The sequence below is a fragment of the Micromonospora sp. NPDC001898 genome (assembly GCF_042891255.1).
Classification (GTDB): Bacteria; Actinomycetota; Actinomycetes; order Mycobacteriales; family Micromonosporaceae; genus Micromonospora.
The window spans coordinates 509,449-523,566 of record NZ_JBIATC010000001.1; the positions used below are offsets into that span (position 1 = coordinate 509,449).

Below are 14,118 nucleotides of genomic sequence, written 5' to 3' on the forward strand. Positions count from 1 at the left end.
ACCCCCACGGGGATGCCGGGCCCGACCCGTGAGGAGGTACGCGAGGTGGACGAGCGGACCCGGCTGCGGCTGGACGTCTCGTACGACGGCACGGACTTCTCCGGCTGGGCGGCCCAGCCGACCCGGCGGACGGTGGCCGGCGTACTCGTGCAGACCCTGGACCTGGTCCTCGGGGCGGGCGTGGCGACCGGGCTGACCGTGGCCGGGCGGACGGACGCCGGGGTGCACGCCGCCGGCCAGGTGTGCCACCTCGATCTGCCCGCCGCCGCGTGGCGCGAGTGGGAGGGCTCGTTGCTGCGCCGGCTGGCCCGGCTGCTCCCCACCGACGTGCGGGTGCGGGCGATGACCGAGGTGCCGGCCGCCTTCGACGCCCGGTTCTCGGCGACCTTCCGCCGCTACGAGTACCGGGTGACCGACGCGCCGTTCGGGGCCGAGCCGCTGCGCCGGCACGAGGTGCTGGCCTGGCCACGGTCGCTCGACCCGGGCCTGCTCAACGCCGCAGCGGCGGGGCTGGTGGGGGAGCACGACTTCGCCGCGTACTGCCGGCGTAAGGAGAACGCCACCACGCTGCGGGAGGTGACCCGGCTGGACTGGCGGCGCGACCCGGACGGAGTCCTGGTCGCCACCGTCCAGGCCGACGCGTTCTGCCAGGCGATGGTCCGCAGCCTGGTCGGGGCGATGCTGGTCGCCGGGGACGGCCGGCGCCCGGTGGACTGGCCGGGCGGCCTGCTGACCCGGCGGGACCGGTCCAGCGAGGTGACGGTGGCCCCGGCGCACGGGCTGACCCTGGTCGCCGTCGGCTACCCCGACGACCCGGCCGAGTACGCCCGCCGCTCCGACCTCACCCGCCGGCTTCGCGTCCCCACGCAGGCATGAGGGCCGCAGGTTCCCGGGCGGCCGGTCAGTCGGTTCCGCCGGGGGCGGCTGTGGCCTGGCCGGTCGAGCCGCCGGTCGCGCGGCGCTCCAGCACCTTCTTGTCCAGGTGCAGCTCGATCAGGTCGTACAGGACCTCGCGGACCTTCGGGTCGCCGGCCTTCACGGGCTTGCCGTCGGCCCGGACCACCAGGCAGTACGCGAGGTAGTGGCCGCGTACCTGCCAGCCGACCCGGGAGGGTGCCTCGGTGAGCGCCTCGGTGTCGTCGCCGGCTGGCATGCCGCGGAACCGGCCCTCCCGCCCGTCGAGCAGCTCCCGCAGGCGGTCCCGGACGCGCTGGGCGGTGGCCAGGTCGGTCAGGTTGAACAGCCCTGCGGTGAGCAGGTACTCCTCGTCGGGGGAGCGCAGGGTGGCGCGGACCACCTGGTTGCAGCCGAGCCGGACGAGCAGGTCGGCCACCTCGTCGGTGGCCGCGGTCGGGCAGCTCGCGCTGGACTGGGTCTTGAGCACCGCGTACGGCTCCTCGCCGTCGCCGATGGTCAGCTTCCGGCCGGCGAAGACCTCCTTGGCGGTCAGCGGCGCCGGGTCGGTGTCCCGGGAGTCGATGTCCTGCCGTTCGGTTTGTGACGGCGACGGGGCGGCGGCCGGCAGGCTCGGGGTGACCTTCGGTTGCGAGATCCCGTCGGGCAACAGGGCGGCGCCGGCCAACCCGCAGAGGGCGAGGAGCACCAGGACCGCCGCGCCGCCGACCAGCACCTGCCAGAGCCGGCCGCCACTTCGGCCGGGCTCCGGGGCCCGCCGGTTCCGGGGCAGGTCCAGCGGCTGGGTGGTGGCGGGAGCCCGGGTGGCCGGCGGGGGGAACGGGGGTGCGTCGCGGGGCGGGACCGGGCCCGGCGGGGTGGGCGGCACGACCCGGGTGACCCGGGCGGTCCGGGGCAGGGACGGTGTCGGGAAGCGGGACGGGGAGGGGCCGGCATGAGCGGGGCCGACGTCGCCGATCGTCGACAGTTCCGAGCCGGGCCGAGGGCGTCCCTCGAATGCGTCCTCATCGGATTCGTACCGGTACACCATGCCGCCCAGAGTAGGGCCTATTGTCCCTTTAGGGGGTAATAACGGGATATCGCGGTGCCGGGTCGTCGCCACCGCCCACCGCGCCACCGGCGGTCCACCCGGCGGTGCGAGAATGCCGGACGTGACCGGCGACCACTACTTCAGCGCTGAACCCGGAACCGACGCCCGTCCCCGGGAGGTCGAGTTCACCGCCGTCGGGCGCGAATACACCCTGACGTCGGCCGGTGGGGTCTTCTCCGCCGCCCGCCTCGACCCGGGCACGGCGGTGCTGCTCCGCAAGGCGGACCTGCCGTCGCCTGCCGTCGCCGGCCCGCTGCTCGACCTCGGCTGCGGCTTCGGCCCGATCACCTGTGTGCTGGCCGACAGCGCCCCGGCGGCCACCGTCTGGGCGGTCGACGTCAACGAACGGGCCCGGGCGCTCACCACCGCCAACGCCGAGCGGGTCGGCGCCGCGGACCGGGTCCGGGTCGTCGCCCCGGACGACGTGCCGACCGGATTGGCCTTCGCCCAGATCTGGTCCAACCCGCCCATCCGGATCGGCAAGGACGGTCTGCACGAGCTGCTGCTGCGCTGGCTGCCCCGGCTCGCCCCGGACGGCGTGGCCTGGCTGGTGGTCGCCCGCCACCTCGGCGGCGACTCCCTGCACCGCTGGCTGGTCGACCAGGGCTGGCAGGTGCGGCGGCACGCCAGCCAGAAGGGCTTCCGGGTGCTGCGGGTCACCCGGTAATCGAGTGTCGCCCGGCCCACCCGCTCGGGCAGGATGCCGACGTGGGATATGTGGACGTGGCGATGGTCGGGCACATCCTGCCCGATGGCCGGGAACTCTTCACCGACGTGTCGTTCCGGGTCGGTGAGGGTGCCAAGGTCGCCCTCGTCGGGCCGAACGGGGCCGGCAAGACGACGTTGCTGCGGATGGTCGCCGGTGACCTGCCGGTGCGGACCGGGGCTGTCTCCCGCTCCGGGGGCCTCGGCGTGATGCGCCAGTTCATCGGCATGATCGGCGACGACTCCACCCTCGCCGACCTGGCCCTGTCGCTGGCCCCGCCGGGGCTGCGCGACGCCGGTCGCCGGCTCGCCGAGACCGAGGCGGCCATGCGGGCGGCCGAGACCCGCGGCAGATTCAGCACCGCCGCGGGCCGGGCCCAGCTCGCGTACGCGGACGCGCTCGCCGCCTGGGGCGAGACCGGCGGGTACGACGCCGAGGTGCTGTTCGACACCGTCGCCATCATCGTGCTCGACCTGCCCTGGGACGCCGCCCGGGACCGTCCGGTGCGGACCCTCTCCGGCGGCCAGCAGAAGCGCTTCGCCCTCGAACTGCTGCTGCGCGGCCCCGACGAGGTGCTGTTGCTCGACGAGCCCGACAACTTCCTCGACGTGCCCGGCAAGCGGTGGCTGGAGGACCGGCTCCGTGAGTCGTCGAAGTCGGTGCTCTACGTCTCGCACGACCGGGAGTTGCTGGCCCGCACCGCCGACCGGGTGGTCGCCGTGGAGGGCGGCAGCGCCTGGGTGCACCCGGGCGGCTTCGCGAGCTGGCACGAGGCCAGGGTGGCCCGCCACGCCCGCCTCGACGAGCTGCGCCGCCGCTGGGACGAGGAGCACCAGAAGCTGCGCGAGCTGATGCTGATGTACAAGCAGAAGGCGGCGTACAACGACGGGCTGGCCTCGCGGTACCAGGCCGCGCAGACCCGGCTGCGCAAGTTCGAGGAGGCCGGGCCGCCGCCCGTGCCCCCGAAGGACCAGGACATCCGGATGAAGTTGACCGGCGGGCGGACCGGCAAGCGCGCGGTGGTCGCCGAGCAGCTTGAGCTGGACGGCCTGACCTACCCCTTCGACCTGGAGATCTGGTACGGCGACCGCGTCGCGGTCCTCGGCGCGAACGGCACCGGCAAGTCGCACTTCCTGCGGTTGCTGGCGCGCGGCGGCACCGACCCGGAGCCGGCCAACGGACCGGTCGACGGGGCCGCCGCGCTCGCCCCGGTGGCGCACGGCGGGACGGTCCGGCTGGGCGCCCGGGTCCGCCCCGGCCACTTCTCGCAGACCCACGACCGCCCCGAGCTGGTGGACCGCACGCTCGTCGACATCCTCTGGCGCGGCGACGAGCACCGGGCCGGGATGGACCGGCACGCCGCGATGGCGGCGCTGAGCCGGTACGAGCTGGCCGGGCAGGGCGACCAACGGTTCGGCACCCTCTCCGGCGGCCAGCAGGCCCGCTTCCTGGTGCTGCTGCTGGAGCTGTCCGGGGCGACGCTGCTGCTGCTCGACGAGCCCACGGACAACCTGGACCTGGCCAGCGCGGAGGCGCTGGAGGCGGGCCTGACCGCGTTCGCCGGGACGGTGGTCGCGGTGACCCACGACCGGTGGTTCACCCGGTCGTTCGACAGGTTCGTGCTGTTCCGGGGCGACGGCGAGGTGGTGCAGACGTCGGAGCCGGTCTGGGACGTCGGATGATCGGCGACGAGCTGGTCGACCGGCTCTGCGGGGTGGACGGGGTGGTCGCGGTGGTCCTCGGCGGCAGCCGGGCCCGGGGCGAACACCGGCCCGACTCCGACTGGGACGTGGGCCTCTACTACCGGGGTGGCCTGGACGTGCCGGCGCTGCGCGCCATCGCCGCCTCGGTAACCGGGGCGGAGGTGGAACTGACCGAGCCGGGCGGCTGGGGGCCGTGGGTGGACGGCGGTGGCTGGCTGCGCGTCGGCGGGGTGGCGGTGGACTGGATCTACCGCGACCTCGACCGGGTGGGCCGGGTCTGGGCCGACTGCCGGGCCGGCCGGTACACCGTCGAGGCGCAGGCCGGTCACCCGCTGGGCTTCTACTCGCACGCCTATGCCGGCGAGGTGGCGCTGTGCCGGGTGCTCGGCGACCCGACCGGGGAGCTGACCGCGCTGCGGGCGGAGACCGGGTGCTACCCGCCGGCGCTGGCCGCCGCCCTGCTGGCCAGCGGCTGGGAGGCCGGGTTCCTGCTCGACGCAGCCGCCAAGGGCGCGGCGGCGGGGGACGGCGGTTACGTGGCTGGCTGCCTGTTCAGGGCGGTCGGCGTGGTCGTCCGGGCGCTGCACGGCCGGGCCGGGCGGTGGCTGGTGAACGAGAAGGGCATGATCGCCTCGGCCGGCAGGCTGCCGGACGCCCCGGTGGACTTCACCCACCGGGCGCAGGGGCTGCTCGGCGCGGTCGGCCGCACCCCGGCCGAGCTTTCCGCCACCGTCGCCGACGCGCACCGGCTGGTCGCCGAGGCGCTCCGCTGATCCGCCACTCGGCGGGCCGTGCCCGGTCCGCCCTGCCGGGCGGCGGGTCGGCGCCCGGGGTGGACCGCCGGTGTCGGGGCGGGGTGGGCTGCGCCGGGGCCGTGGGGCGTCCGGCCGGTGGCCGCGTCGGGGCGGGCATAGGGTGGATCTCGTGACTGAGATGACGTATCGACGGCTGGGCGACTCCGGGCTCGTGGTGTCCGTGGTCGGCGTCGGCTGCAACAACTTCGGCCGTAAGCTCGACCTTGACGGCACCCGGGCGGTGGTCGACGCCGCCCTCGACGCCGGCATCAACCTCTTCGACACCGCCGACATCTACGGCAACGAGCCGGGCGGCTCCGAGGAACTGCTCGGCCAGGCCCTCAAGGGCCGCCGGGACGACGTGGTGGTGGCCACCAAGTTCGGCATGGACATGCAGGGGCACAACGGCCCGGACCACGGCGCCCGGGGTGCCAGGCGGTACATCGCCCGGGCGGTGGAGGCGTCGCTGCGCCGGCTCGACACCGACCACATCGACCTGTACCAGATGCACGAGCCGGACCCGGGCACCCCGATCGACGAGACCCTCGCCGCCCTGGACGACCTGGTCCGCGCCGGCAAGGTGCGCTACCTCGGCAACTCCAACTTCGCCGGCTGGCAGATCGCCGACGCCGACTGGGTCGCCTCCTCCAGCGGGCGGGCCCGGTTCATCAGCGCGCAGAACCACTACTCCTTGCTGGAGCGGGGCGTCGAGGCCGAGGTCATCGGAGCCTGCGAGCGGTTCGGCCTGGGCATGTTGCCGTTCTTCCCGCTGGCCAACGGGCTGCTCACCGGCAAGTACAAGCGCGGCGAGGCGGCACCCGCCGGCAGCCGGCTCTCCGGGGGCGGCCGGTACGCCGAGCGCCTGGCCGCCGCGCGGTGGGACGTCATCGAGGCGCTGGAGGCGTACGCCGCCGAGCGGGGGCTGTCCCTGCTCCAGGTGGCCATCGGTGGGCTGGCCGCCCGGCCGGCGGTGACCTCGGTGATCGCCGGGGCCACCACGCCCGAGCAGGTGCGGGCCAACGCGGAGGCCGGCGTCTGGCAGCCCACCGACGCGGACCTCGACGCCCTCGACGCGATCCTCTGAGCCGCGACCGGCCCGGGTCACCCCCCGGGCCGGCGACGTGGCGGCACCCGGTAAACGAGACCCGCCCCGTCGGCGGTCCGTCGCCGACCCGCGCCGTCAGTCCCGGTGGTGGCGGCCGGAGGAACGCAGCGACCGCTGCCCGGTGCCCTCCGGCCCGCCGTCCTGGTCCGGCGCGGGGCGGGCCAGGCCGGTGACCCAGTCGACGTACTCCTCGTCCTGCTCCGGCAGTGGCTGCTGCTCCCGGCGGTCGTCCCGTTCGACCGTGGGCGCCGCGTCGTCGGGGGTCCGGGCCCGGTTGCGTCGGAACAGGGCGCGCCGGAGGCGGGATCGGCCGTTGGCCTCCTCTGTCGGGTCATCGGTCGCCACCGGGGTCGCGGTGCCCGACCCGCTGTCCGACAAGGGGTCGGCTCGGTCGCCGTCGACAGAAGGGCTGCCGGCGGTCTGTCCGGGGTCGCTCTGTCCGCCGCCGGCGGTCTGCCCACGGTCGTCGTCGGTATGGCTCAGCTCGCTCGGTCCGGGCTCGGCCGGCCGGGGGTCGTGAGGCTGCGGCCCGACCTCGCCGCGGTCGACGGCCGCCGTGGGGCCGGCCCGCCTGACGCTGTTGCCGAAGGCGTCCCAGCTCGTCACTCGGCCCAGGTCGGGAAGGGGCCGCCGGGGCCGGGGCCGCGGTTCGGGGTCGACGGGGGCCGGCCGGCTGTCCGGTCCGGCCGGGGTCGACCAGTCGCCCGTGGCGTCGCTCGTCCAGGTCGGCTCCGGCGGGGCGGGCTGTACCACGTCGGCGAACGAGGGCGCCTCGAAGAACGCGGGCCCGGCTCGCCGCCGGGTGGGGGTGGCCGCCGGCACGGCGGTTCCGGAGGCGCCGTCGGCGACCTCCTGCGTGCCCGGAGCGCCCTCGGGGCCGGTCGGACCCGTCGGGTCGGCGGCGGTTCCCTCGTTCCGAGGGCTGTCGGGGCGTCCCTTGGCCATCGCGTCGGCGGTGCTGGCCGCGCCGGGGCGGCTCGCATCCGCACTGCCTGCGGCGCTGCGACCGGGCGCGGCTGCCGGGTCAGAGGTGCCGGCACGGTCGGGGGTGCCCGCCGGGTCGGGGGTGCCCGCCGGGTCGGAGACGCCGGCCGGGTCGGGGGTACTGGCAGGGTCGGGGGTGCCGGCGGGCGGGGGTGTTTCGGCGGCCGGCGCGGGTGCGGTGCCGCCCCTTGGCTTCCGGGCCCGCTTAGGCCGGGGAACCGGGGTGACCGGGGCTGCGGCGTCCTCGTCGCCGGGGCGGGAGGCACCGGTGGCGGGGGACGCCTCGGCGGGGAGAGCCTCGGCGGTGGGGAAGGCTTCGGCGGTGGGGGATGCGTGGGCGGTGCGGGGGGCGGGGGGTGCGTCGACGGTGGCCCCCATGTCGGTGGGGCGCGGGGCGGCGCCCTGGGGGGAGGGCGTCGCGCCGGCGGGCATGGGCCACTCCCAGTGCGCCGGGGTGCTCCCGGCCGGCGTGCCCGTCGCGGCACGGCCGTCCGGCAGCGGCTCGCCGACGGTCGCGGGGATCCGACGGGCCGAGGCGGTGTCCGGGGCGGGCGGGCCGACGGGGTCGGTGCCGTCCGGGTCGCCGGTGACCGGCACGGTCGGGCCGATCGGTAGCGGCCGGAGGATGTCCGTGGGCTCGATCGCCGGGTCGCCGACGGCCTCGCCCGGCGTCGCGGGCCGGTCGGCCCGCTGGTCGGCGGGGCGGCCGGAGGTGACGAGCGGCCAACGGGCCAGGGTCGCGGCGGCGGAGCCGAGCGCGCCAGTGGCGACCGCGATCAGTGCGCCGTAATAGGGGGCGAGCTGGTACCGGTCGCCGGAGTCCCCCGGGCCGGCGGCCAGGTAGGCGAAGGCGACCAGCACGGGACCCGCCGCGCCGGACGCGCCGCCGATCAGCGGCGGCTGGCCCCGCCAGCGGGCCAGCGCGCCCGAGGCCGCGCCGGCGAGCAGGGCCACCAGCGGCAGTAGCAGCATGGCCAGCCGCTGTGCCGCGGCGGCGTCGAGCCAGCCCGGCTCGAACACCCCCAGCCGCACGGTCGGCAGCGGGCCGGTGCCGACCAGGGCCGGCAGGGACGAGAACAGGGCGACCAGCCACACGGCGCCGGCCATCATTGCCAGGTTCCAGCCCAACGGCGGGCGGAGCAGCACGGCGAACGCCGCCCCGGCGCCGGCCACCGCGCCGAGGACGGCACAGATGCCGGCCGCCCAGACCGGGTCGACGCCGCTCAGTGCGGCGGCGCGGGCCGGCTGCATGCACAGCAGGGCGACGACGGTCGCGCCCAGCGCCGCCGCGCCGGCCACCCCGAGCTGCCCCGTCGTGGTGGCCACGAGGGGTTCGGCACGGGCGATACGCTCGACCACCACGGCCCCGACCACGGCGGCGACCGCCGCGAACCAGCTCACCCAGACCAGCTGGGCAGGCCACCGGTTGACGGTGGCGTCGGTGAAGTCGCCGACGAGCCGGACGATGCCGAACCCGTACGCGACGCCGAGCTGGCCGGCCCCGGCCAGCACGCTCACCCCGAGCGCGGTGAGCAGTAGCTTGCCCCACGTCCGAAAGGCCATGTCGGGCACGTTACGGCCCGGTGCCCCCGATCGCCACCTTGGCGCAGCGCGGCGCGGCGACGCGCCCGACCTGCGACTATTTCAGCTCGACCGGCCGGGCCAGGTACGTCGTGTCTCCGACAGCGGCGAGCGTGTGGACGGGCCCCGGGGGGCCGTGGTGGACCGCCCCACCGGCCGGCTCCTCGGCGCCGGACGTCGTCCACCCGGCTCGGCCCCGACCGCGGCGAACCCGCCGATCCGGTCGACGAGGTGGGCCGGGGAGCCGATCACCGGTCCTCCGGGCGGCAGGGCGCTCATACGGTGCAGCGGCGCGGCCCGCTCCCGCACCTCGGCGTCGGTGCCCCCGATGGCCACGACGATCCCGGCGGAGAGCACCAGCGGCGCCGATGCCCAGTTCCGCCCGGCCGCCGCTCATCTGGTCGACCTGGTCGACCATCCCGCCCGGTCAGCGCGCCCCCGCGCCGGCCCGTACCGGGGGCTGCCGGTGGGCGCCGGGGCCGAGCGGCGCCGGCCCGGCTGGTGCGTCACGTTCCATCAGCAGTTCGTGCAGCTCTGCGCTGACCCGGGCCACGTCGGCCAGGTGGGCGTTGCGGCCGAGGGTGCGGGGACGCGGGATGTCCACCTCGACCACCGAGCGGATCCGGCCGGGGCGGGGGCTCAGCACGACCACCCGGTCGGCGAGCAGCACCGCCTCGTCGATCGAGTGGGTGACGAAGACGATGGTGGCTCCGCTGGTCATGTGCACCCGCTGGAGCTCGCCGGAGAGTTCCTCGCGGGTGAGCGCGTCGAGGGCGGAGAACGGCTCGTCCATCAGCATCACCCGGGGGTCGCCGATGAGCGACCGGCACAGCGACACCCGCTGCTGCATGCCGCCGGACAGCTCGTGCGGCAGCCGCTTCTCGAACCCGGCCAGCCCGGCGAGTTCGAGCAGCTCCCGGGCGCGGGCGCGGTGTGTGGCCCGCTTCCAGCCGAAGATCTCCACCGGCAGCAGGACGTTGTCCAGCACCGAGCGCCACGGCAGCAGGGCGGGCCGCTGGAACAGCATCGCGATGTCCCGGCGGGGGCGGGTGATCGGCGTACCGGCGACGGTGATCTGCCCGGCGGTGACCGGCAGCAGCCCGGCGATCATGCGCAGCAGGGTGGATTTGCCGCAGCCAGAGCGGCCGAGCACGGCGACGAACTCGCCCTCGGTCACGTCGAGGTCGATGCCCCGCAGCGCCTCGACCCGACCGGAGCGGCCGTCGAAGGTGCGGGACACCCCGGACAGTCGAATCATCGCCGGTGTCCTCCCTGAGTAAGCGGTCAGGAGCGCAGTTAGGGTAGCCCGCTGCGGCGCAGCCCGGGGGGTCCGGGGTGGACGACAGTTCGTTTCCGTTCCGCAACCGACACTCCTTGCTACACCGGCTGGTCCCTTGCGTAGTCTGTGCCGGCGAGAAGTCCCCTCACGACGGTGGCGTCGGCTCCCCCCTCTGTCGACGCCGTCCCTCTCGACAACCCCTCCGGAGGCGCATCGCCCCTGGTCGGAAAGGACATGGTGCACAGATGAAAAGGCTGACCCGCACGGTCGCCGCGGCCGCTCTGGCCACCGCACTCACCCTGGTGTCCGCGTGCAGCAGTGACGCGGACTCGTCCGGCGCCAAGGGCGGCGACGGCAAGGCGCTGGAAAAGGTGACGTACCTCACTTCTTTCGGTAACTTCGGCCGGGACTCCTACGCCTGGGTGGCGAAGGAGAAGGGCTTCTTCAAGGAGGCCGGCTTCGACGTCGAGATCAAGGCCGGTCAGGGCACCGGTGCCGTGATCCAGACCATCGTCGGCGGCCAGGCCGACTTCGGTCCCATCGACCTCACCGGTGGTCTGCTCCAGCTCGGCAACGGCCAGGCCAAGGACTTCGTCGCCGTGGCCGCCATCCAGCAGCGCACGATGGCGGGCATCGCGACCGTCGAGGGCACCGGCATTGCCTCTCCGAAGGACCTGGAGGGCAAGACGCTCGCCGACACCGCCAGCTCCGTGGTCCTCAACCTCTTCCCGACGTACGCCCGGCTGGCCGGCGTGGACGCCAGCAAGGTGAAGTGGGTCCACGGCGAGGCGCAGAACCTGATGGGCACGCTTGCCAGCGGCCAGGTCGACGGCATCGGCCAGTTCGTCGTCGGTCAGCCGACCATCGAGGCGGTGACCAAGAAGAAGGCCGTCATGCTGCCGTACAGCAACGTGATGCAGGACCTCTACGGCAACGTGCTGATCACCTCCAGCAAGATCGCCAAGGAGAAGCCGGACATGGTCAAGCGGTTCTCCGCCGCCCTGATGAAGGGCCTGGAGCACGCGCTGACCAACCCGCAGGAGGCAGCCGACATCCTGAAGAAGAACGTCGACGCCAGCAACCCCGTGGCCGCCGCCGCGGAGCTCCAGCTCATGGCCGGATACGTCCGGTCCAGCAACTCGGGCACCCAGATCGGCACGCTGGACAGCGGGCGGGTCGCCAAGAGCATCGCGATCCTCCAGGGCGCGGGCTCGCTCAAGCAGAACCTCACCCCCGACCAGATCATCGACTTCGACCTCGCGCCGAAGGCCTGAGCGGTCCGACCGTCCTCGGGGGTACGTCCCGCCGGCCTCCGGCGGGGCGTACCCCCGTTCCATCCCCGGCCACCGCGCCGGTAGGAGAGGAGGAGAAGATGACCGATCTCCGGTCACCGGAGCCGGCAGTCGCGCACCGGCCCGCCGCTCCCGTCCCCACACCCACACCCGGTCGCTCCGGCCTCGATGCCGGGGTACGGTTCGGAATCAACGGGGCACTGCTGCCCGCCTCCGGCCTGCTGATCGCGTTCGCGGTGTGGTGGGTCACCGCCCGGCTGGAGCTGGTGCACCCCGCCGCGCTGCCCACCCCCGGCTCGGTGCTGTCGGCGTTCACCGACAAGCCGGCCAAGATGCTCGAACACGCCGTCGCCACCCTGCTGGAGATCCTGATCGGCTTCGCGCTCTCCGCCGTGGCCGGGATCCTGATGGGGCTCTCGTTGGCCGCCTCGCGGACGGTCGAGCGGATGTTCACCCCGCTGCTCGTCGCGGTCAACGCGGTTCCGAAGATCACCTTCGGGCCGCTGCTGGTGGTGGCGCTCGGCTGGGGTCAGAAGCCGATCCTGACCATGGTCTTCCTGCTGTGCTTCTTCCCGATCGTGCTGTCCACGGCGACCGGCCTGACCACCACCCCGGCGGACCTCGCCGAGCTGGTCCGCTCCTGGAACGCGTCCTGGTGGCAGGCGTTCCGCAAGGTGCGGTTCCCGGCAGCGCTGCCGCAGATCTTCGTCGGCCTGAAGGTGGCCATGCCGCTGGCCGCGATCGGCGCGGTGATCGGCGAGTTCCAGGCCGGGGAGAGCGGGCTCGGATACGTCGTCACCCAGTATGCCGGTATCGGCGACACCGCCACCGCGTGGGCGGCCATCATGTTGGTGGCGCTGATCAGCATCCTGCTCTACTCGGCGCTGGTCTTCCTGGAGCGGCTGGCCCTGCCATGGGTCCGGGAGACCACCTCGACCAGGTGAGCCCGGTCGGCCGACCGGTTCGTCCGGTCGGCCGACCGGTGGCCGCCGTGACCGGCGCGGGCCCGGGCCCGACTACGCCGGTCACGGCGGACCGTTCGTCAGCTGGCGAGCCGCCAGCGACCACCCCGGGCGACCAGGGTGGTCAGGGCCTGCGGCATCAGCCCGGAGTGGTTGTCCGGGGTCATCCGGATCGGGCCCGACAGACCGTCCATCTGGGACGTTTCAAGCACGTCGCGCAGGCCGTCCCGGCCGTCCTGGCCGGGCTTTCCGCCGGCCCTCAGCTCGGCGTCGGCGATGAGCTGCACGGCGTCCGCGGCGAACGAGGAGAAGCCGTTGTAACCGCCGAATCGCGCCGTGTAGTTCTGGAACCACTGGCGGCGGGCCGCCTTGGCGGGGGTGGTGGCGATGACGTCGTCGATCACCATGGTCTGGGTGAAGATCAGGGTTGCCTTCTCGGTCGACCCGGCCGACGCGCCGAGGAAGAGGTCCTCGGCGGCCATCGCGTCGAAGAAGAGCTCGCCCTTGAACTTGGCCTGCTGGGCGGCGGTGGCGGCGAGCCTCGCCTGCTCCGGCGGGGTCCACACGACCAGCGCCCCCGGCTTACGATCGACCAGCGCGCTGACCTGCTGGTTGACGTCGGTGTCGGTGGCCTTGACCCCCTGGTCGCTGACCAGCCGGATGCCAGCCTTGGTGAACTCGCTGCGCAGGGCGGCGAGCCCCTCCTGGCCGTAGCTGTCCTCGCTGTTGAGCACCGCGGCCTTCTTGACTTTGCGGCGGCGCAGCTCACCGGTGAGGGCGGCGGCGCTGTCCAGCGCGTTCGGGGCCAGCTTGAACACGTACCGGCGGTCGGCCACCGGGCTGGCGATGGCGCTGGACGGGGCGAGCGCGATGGTCGGGAGCTTCTTCTCGTTGATCGTGCGGACGGCGTTCTCGGCGCACTCGTTGCAGCCGCCCATGATGAGCGCGCTGACCTGAGAATCTTTGCTGAAGTCGTCCACGTTGCGTAGCGACTCGCCCGCGTCGGAGCGGTTGTCCTTCACCTTGAGTTCGATTTTCCGGGCGCCCAGGGCGCCCGAGGCGTTCAGCTGCTCGACCTTCAGGTCCAGAGCGCGCTGGTACGCCTTGCCGACAGGGGCCGCCGAGCCGGACAGCTCCAGGTCCACGGCGATCACGATGGGGCTCGTGTCCTGTTCCGCCGTGCCGAACTGGCAGCCGGTGAGCGTGGTGGCCAGGACGGCCGAGGCGAGCGCCGTGATGGTCACGGAGCGGATGGTGATCAACTCAGTCCTCCAGGTGCGGCGCGGGCGACTGCCCGGTCACCGCCGCTTGTTCCGTCCTCAGTGGAGAAACGGGATTGGTCTGCCGTACGGTGTGCGCGAAGCCTGCAAAACCTTGCCAATGCCGGGCCCTGTGGTCAAGCGAGGATGCGTCGAAGCGTTTCGGGACGGGCGTCCCACATGCTGGGGTAACCCAATCTTTGCAAACGCTTACTTTGCATAAGCGCGTGACCACCATGGAGTTACATGCCCTGATCAGGGGCTTGAGAAAATGAAGGTATTAGTTGATCGGATCACGCGATGAGTGCCGTGCGACCGTTTCCAACCTCACCGCGGCTTCCCAAACACGATCATCTCTGATGAAATCGCGGCCGTGCCGCGCGCGGCGCTGTCCGCTGCACCGGCCAAGGGTCGGCGGTTCAGGCGTGGAAGAAACGACGGAGGCGAT

The 14,118-nt window shown here is 73.9% G+C and carries 10 protein-coding genes and 3 pseudogenes; 7 read left to right on the forward strand and 6 right to left on the reverse strand.

Translation table 11 applies throughout. The features are described from left to right. Nucleotides 1-45: 45 nt before the first annotated feature. The gene (truA, locus tag ACFYZF_RS02525) at nt 46-876 is read left to right on the forward strand and encodes a tRNA pseudouridine(38-40) synthase TruA (protein ID WP_387016027.1); all 831 of its coding nucleotides are present in this window, start codon (nt 46-48) and stop codon (nt 874-876) included. Between the two features lie 25 nt (nt 877-901). Here the strand turns inward: truA and ACFYZF_RS02530 are convergent, their stop codons facing one another. After that, nucleotides 902-1,945, reverse strand: coding sequence for a hypothetical protein (locus ACFYZF_RS02530; protein WP_387015047.1), 1,044 nt, complete (start codon nt 1,943-1,945; stop codon nt 902-904). Nucleotides 1,946-2,066: 121 nt separating this feature from the next. Here ACFYZF_RS02530 and ACFYZF_RS02535 point away from each other — a divergent pair, with 121 nt between their 5' ends. The 4 genes from ACFYZF_RS02535 (at nt 2,067) to ACFYZF_RS02550 (ending at nt 6,292) form a co-directional block, all read left to right on the forward strand. Beyond that, nucleotides 2,067-2,672: a class I SAM-dependent methyltransferase gene (locus ACFYZF_RS02535; protein ID WP_387015050.1), complete on the forward strand. Its 606-nt coding sequence runs from the start codon at nt 2,067-2,069 to the stop codon at nt 2,670-2,672. Nucleotides 2,673-2,713: 41 nt separating this feature from the next. After that, a complete protein-coding gene (locus tag ACFYZF_RS02540; protein ID WP_387015052.1) occupies nt 2,714-4,393 on the forward strand; it encodes an ABC-F family ATP-binding cassette domain-containing protein in 1,680 nt (559 codons plus the stop codon). Then, nucleotides 4,390-5,187 carry a nucleotidyltransferase domain-containing protein gene (locus ACFYZF_RS02545; RefSeq protein ID WP_387015054.1) on the forward strand — a complete coding sequence of 266 codons (798 nt, stop codon included), beginning with the start codon at nt 4,390-4,392 and terminating at the stop codon, nt 5,185-5,187. The genes ACFYZF_RS02540 and ACFYZF_RS02545 overlap by 4 nt, the downstream gene beginning before the upstream one ends. Nucleotides 5,188-5,329: 142 nt before the next feature. Next, a complete protein-coding gene (locus tag ACFYZF_RS02550) occupies nt 5,330-6,292 on the forward strand; it encodes an aldo/keto reductase (RefSeq protein ID WP_387015055.1) in 963 nt (320 codons plus the stop codon). 96 nt (nt 6,293-6,388) lie between these two features. Here ACFYZF_RS02550 and ACFYZF_RS02555 read toward each other — a convergent pair whose 3' ends face one another. The 4 genes and pseudogenes from ACFYZF_RS02555 to ACFYZF_RS02570 form a co-directional block, all read right to left on the reverse strand. Continuing rightward, nucleotides 6,389-8,860 carry a hypothetical protein gene (locus tag ACFYZF_RS02555; protein ID WP_387015057.1) on the reverse strand — a complete coding sequence of 824 codons (2,472 nt, stop codon included), beginning with the start codon at nt 8,858-8,860 and terminating at the stop codon, nt 6,389-6,391. A gap of 76 nt (nt 8,861-8,936) precedes the next feature. Then, a pseudogene (locus ACFYZF_RS02560) lies at nt 8,937-9,047 on the reverse strand (cupin); the annotation flags it as partial. A gap of 23 nt (nt 9,048-9,070) precedes the next feature. Then, nucleotides 9,071-9,241 (reverse strand): annotated as a pseudogene (locus ACFYZF_RS02565) (LLM class F420-dependent oxidoreductase); the annotation flags it as partial. A gap of 64 nt (nt 9,242-9,305) precedes the next feature. Further along, complete coding sequence (locus ACFYZF_RS02570; protein WP_387015060.1) at nt 9,306-10,136, reverse strand: ABC transporter ATP-binding protein; 831 nt, start codon at nt 10,134-10,136, stop codon at nt 9,306-9,308. 266 nt (nt 10,137-10,402) lie between these two features. Between ACFYZF_RS02570 and ACFYZF_RS02575 the strand changes: the two genes are divergently transcribed. After that, the gene (locus ACFYZF_RS02575; RefSeq protein ID WP_387015063.1) at nt 10,403-11,431 is read left to right on the forward strand and encodes an ABC transporter substrate-binding protein; all 1,029 of its coding nucleotides are present in this window, start codon (nt 10,403-10,405) and stop codon (nt 11,429-11,431) included. A 221-nt stretch (nt 11,432-11,652) separates the two neighbouring features. Beyond that, nucleotides 11,653-12,393 (forward strand): annotated as a pseudogene (locus tag ACFYZF_RS02580) (ABC transporter permease); the annotation flags it as partial. 98 nt (nt 12,394-12,491) lie between these two features. On the opposite strand, the gene ACFYZF_RS02585 reads toward ACFYZF_RS02580, so the two are convergent. After that, a complete protein-coding gene (locus tag ACFYZF_RS02585) occupies nt 12,492-13,673 on the reverse strand; it encodes an ABC transporter substrate-binding protein (protein WP_387015065.1) in 1,182 nt (393 codons plus the stop codon). Nucleotides 13,674-14,118: the final 445 nt, after the last annotated feature.

Bases quoted from the DNA above. Each gene is read 5' to 3' on its own strand.
- ACFYZF_RS02575 (WP_387015063.1), top strand. From the start codon at position 10,403: ATGAAAAGGCTGACCCGCACGGTCGCCGCGGCCGCTCTGGCCACCGCA.
- ACFYZF_RS02555 (WP_387015057.1), bottom strand. From the start codon at position 8,860: ATGGCCTTTCGGACGTGGGGCAAGCTACTGCTCACCGCGCTCGGGGTG.
- ACFYZF_RS02570 (WP_387015060.1), bottom strand. From the start codon at position 10,136: ATGATTCGACTGTCCGGGGTGTCCCGCACCTTCGACGGCCGCTCCGGT.
- ACFYZF_RS02530 (WP_387015047.1), bottom strand. From the start codon at position 1,945: ATGGTGTACCGGTACGAATCCGATGAGGACGCATTCGAGGGACGCCCT.
- ACFYZF_RS02545 (WP_387015054.1), top strand. From the start codon at position 4,390: ATGATCGGCGACGAGCTGGTCGACCGGCTCTGCGGGGTGGACGGGGTG.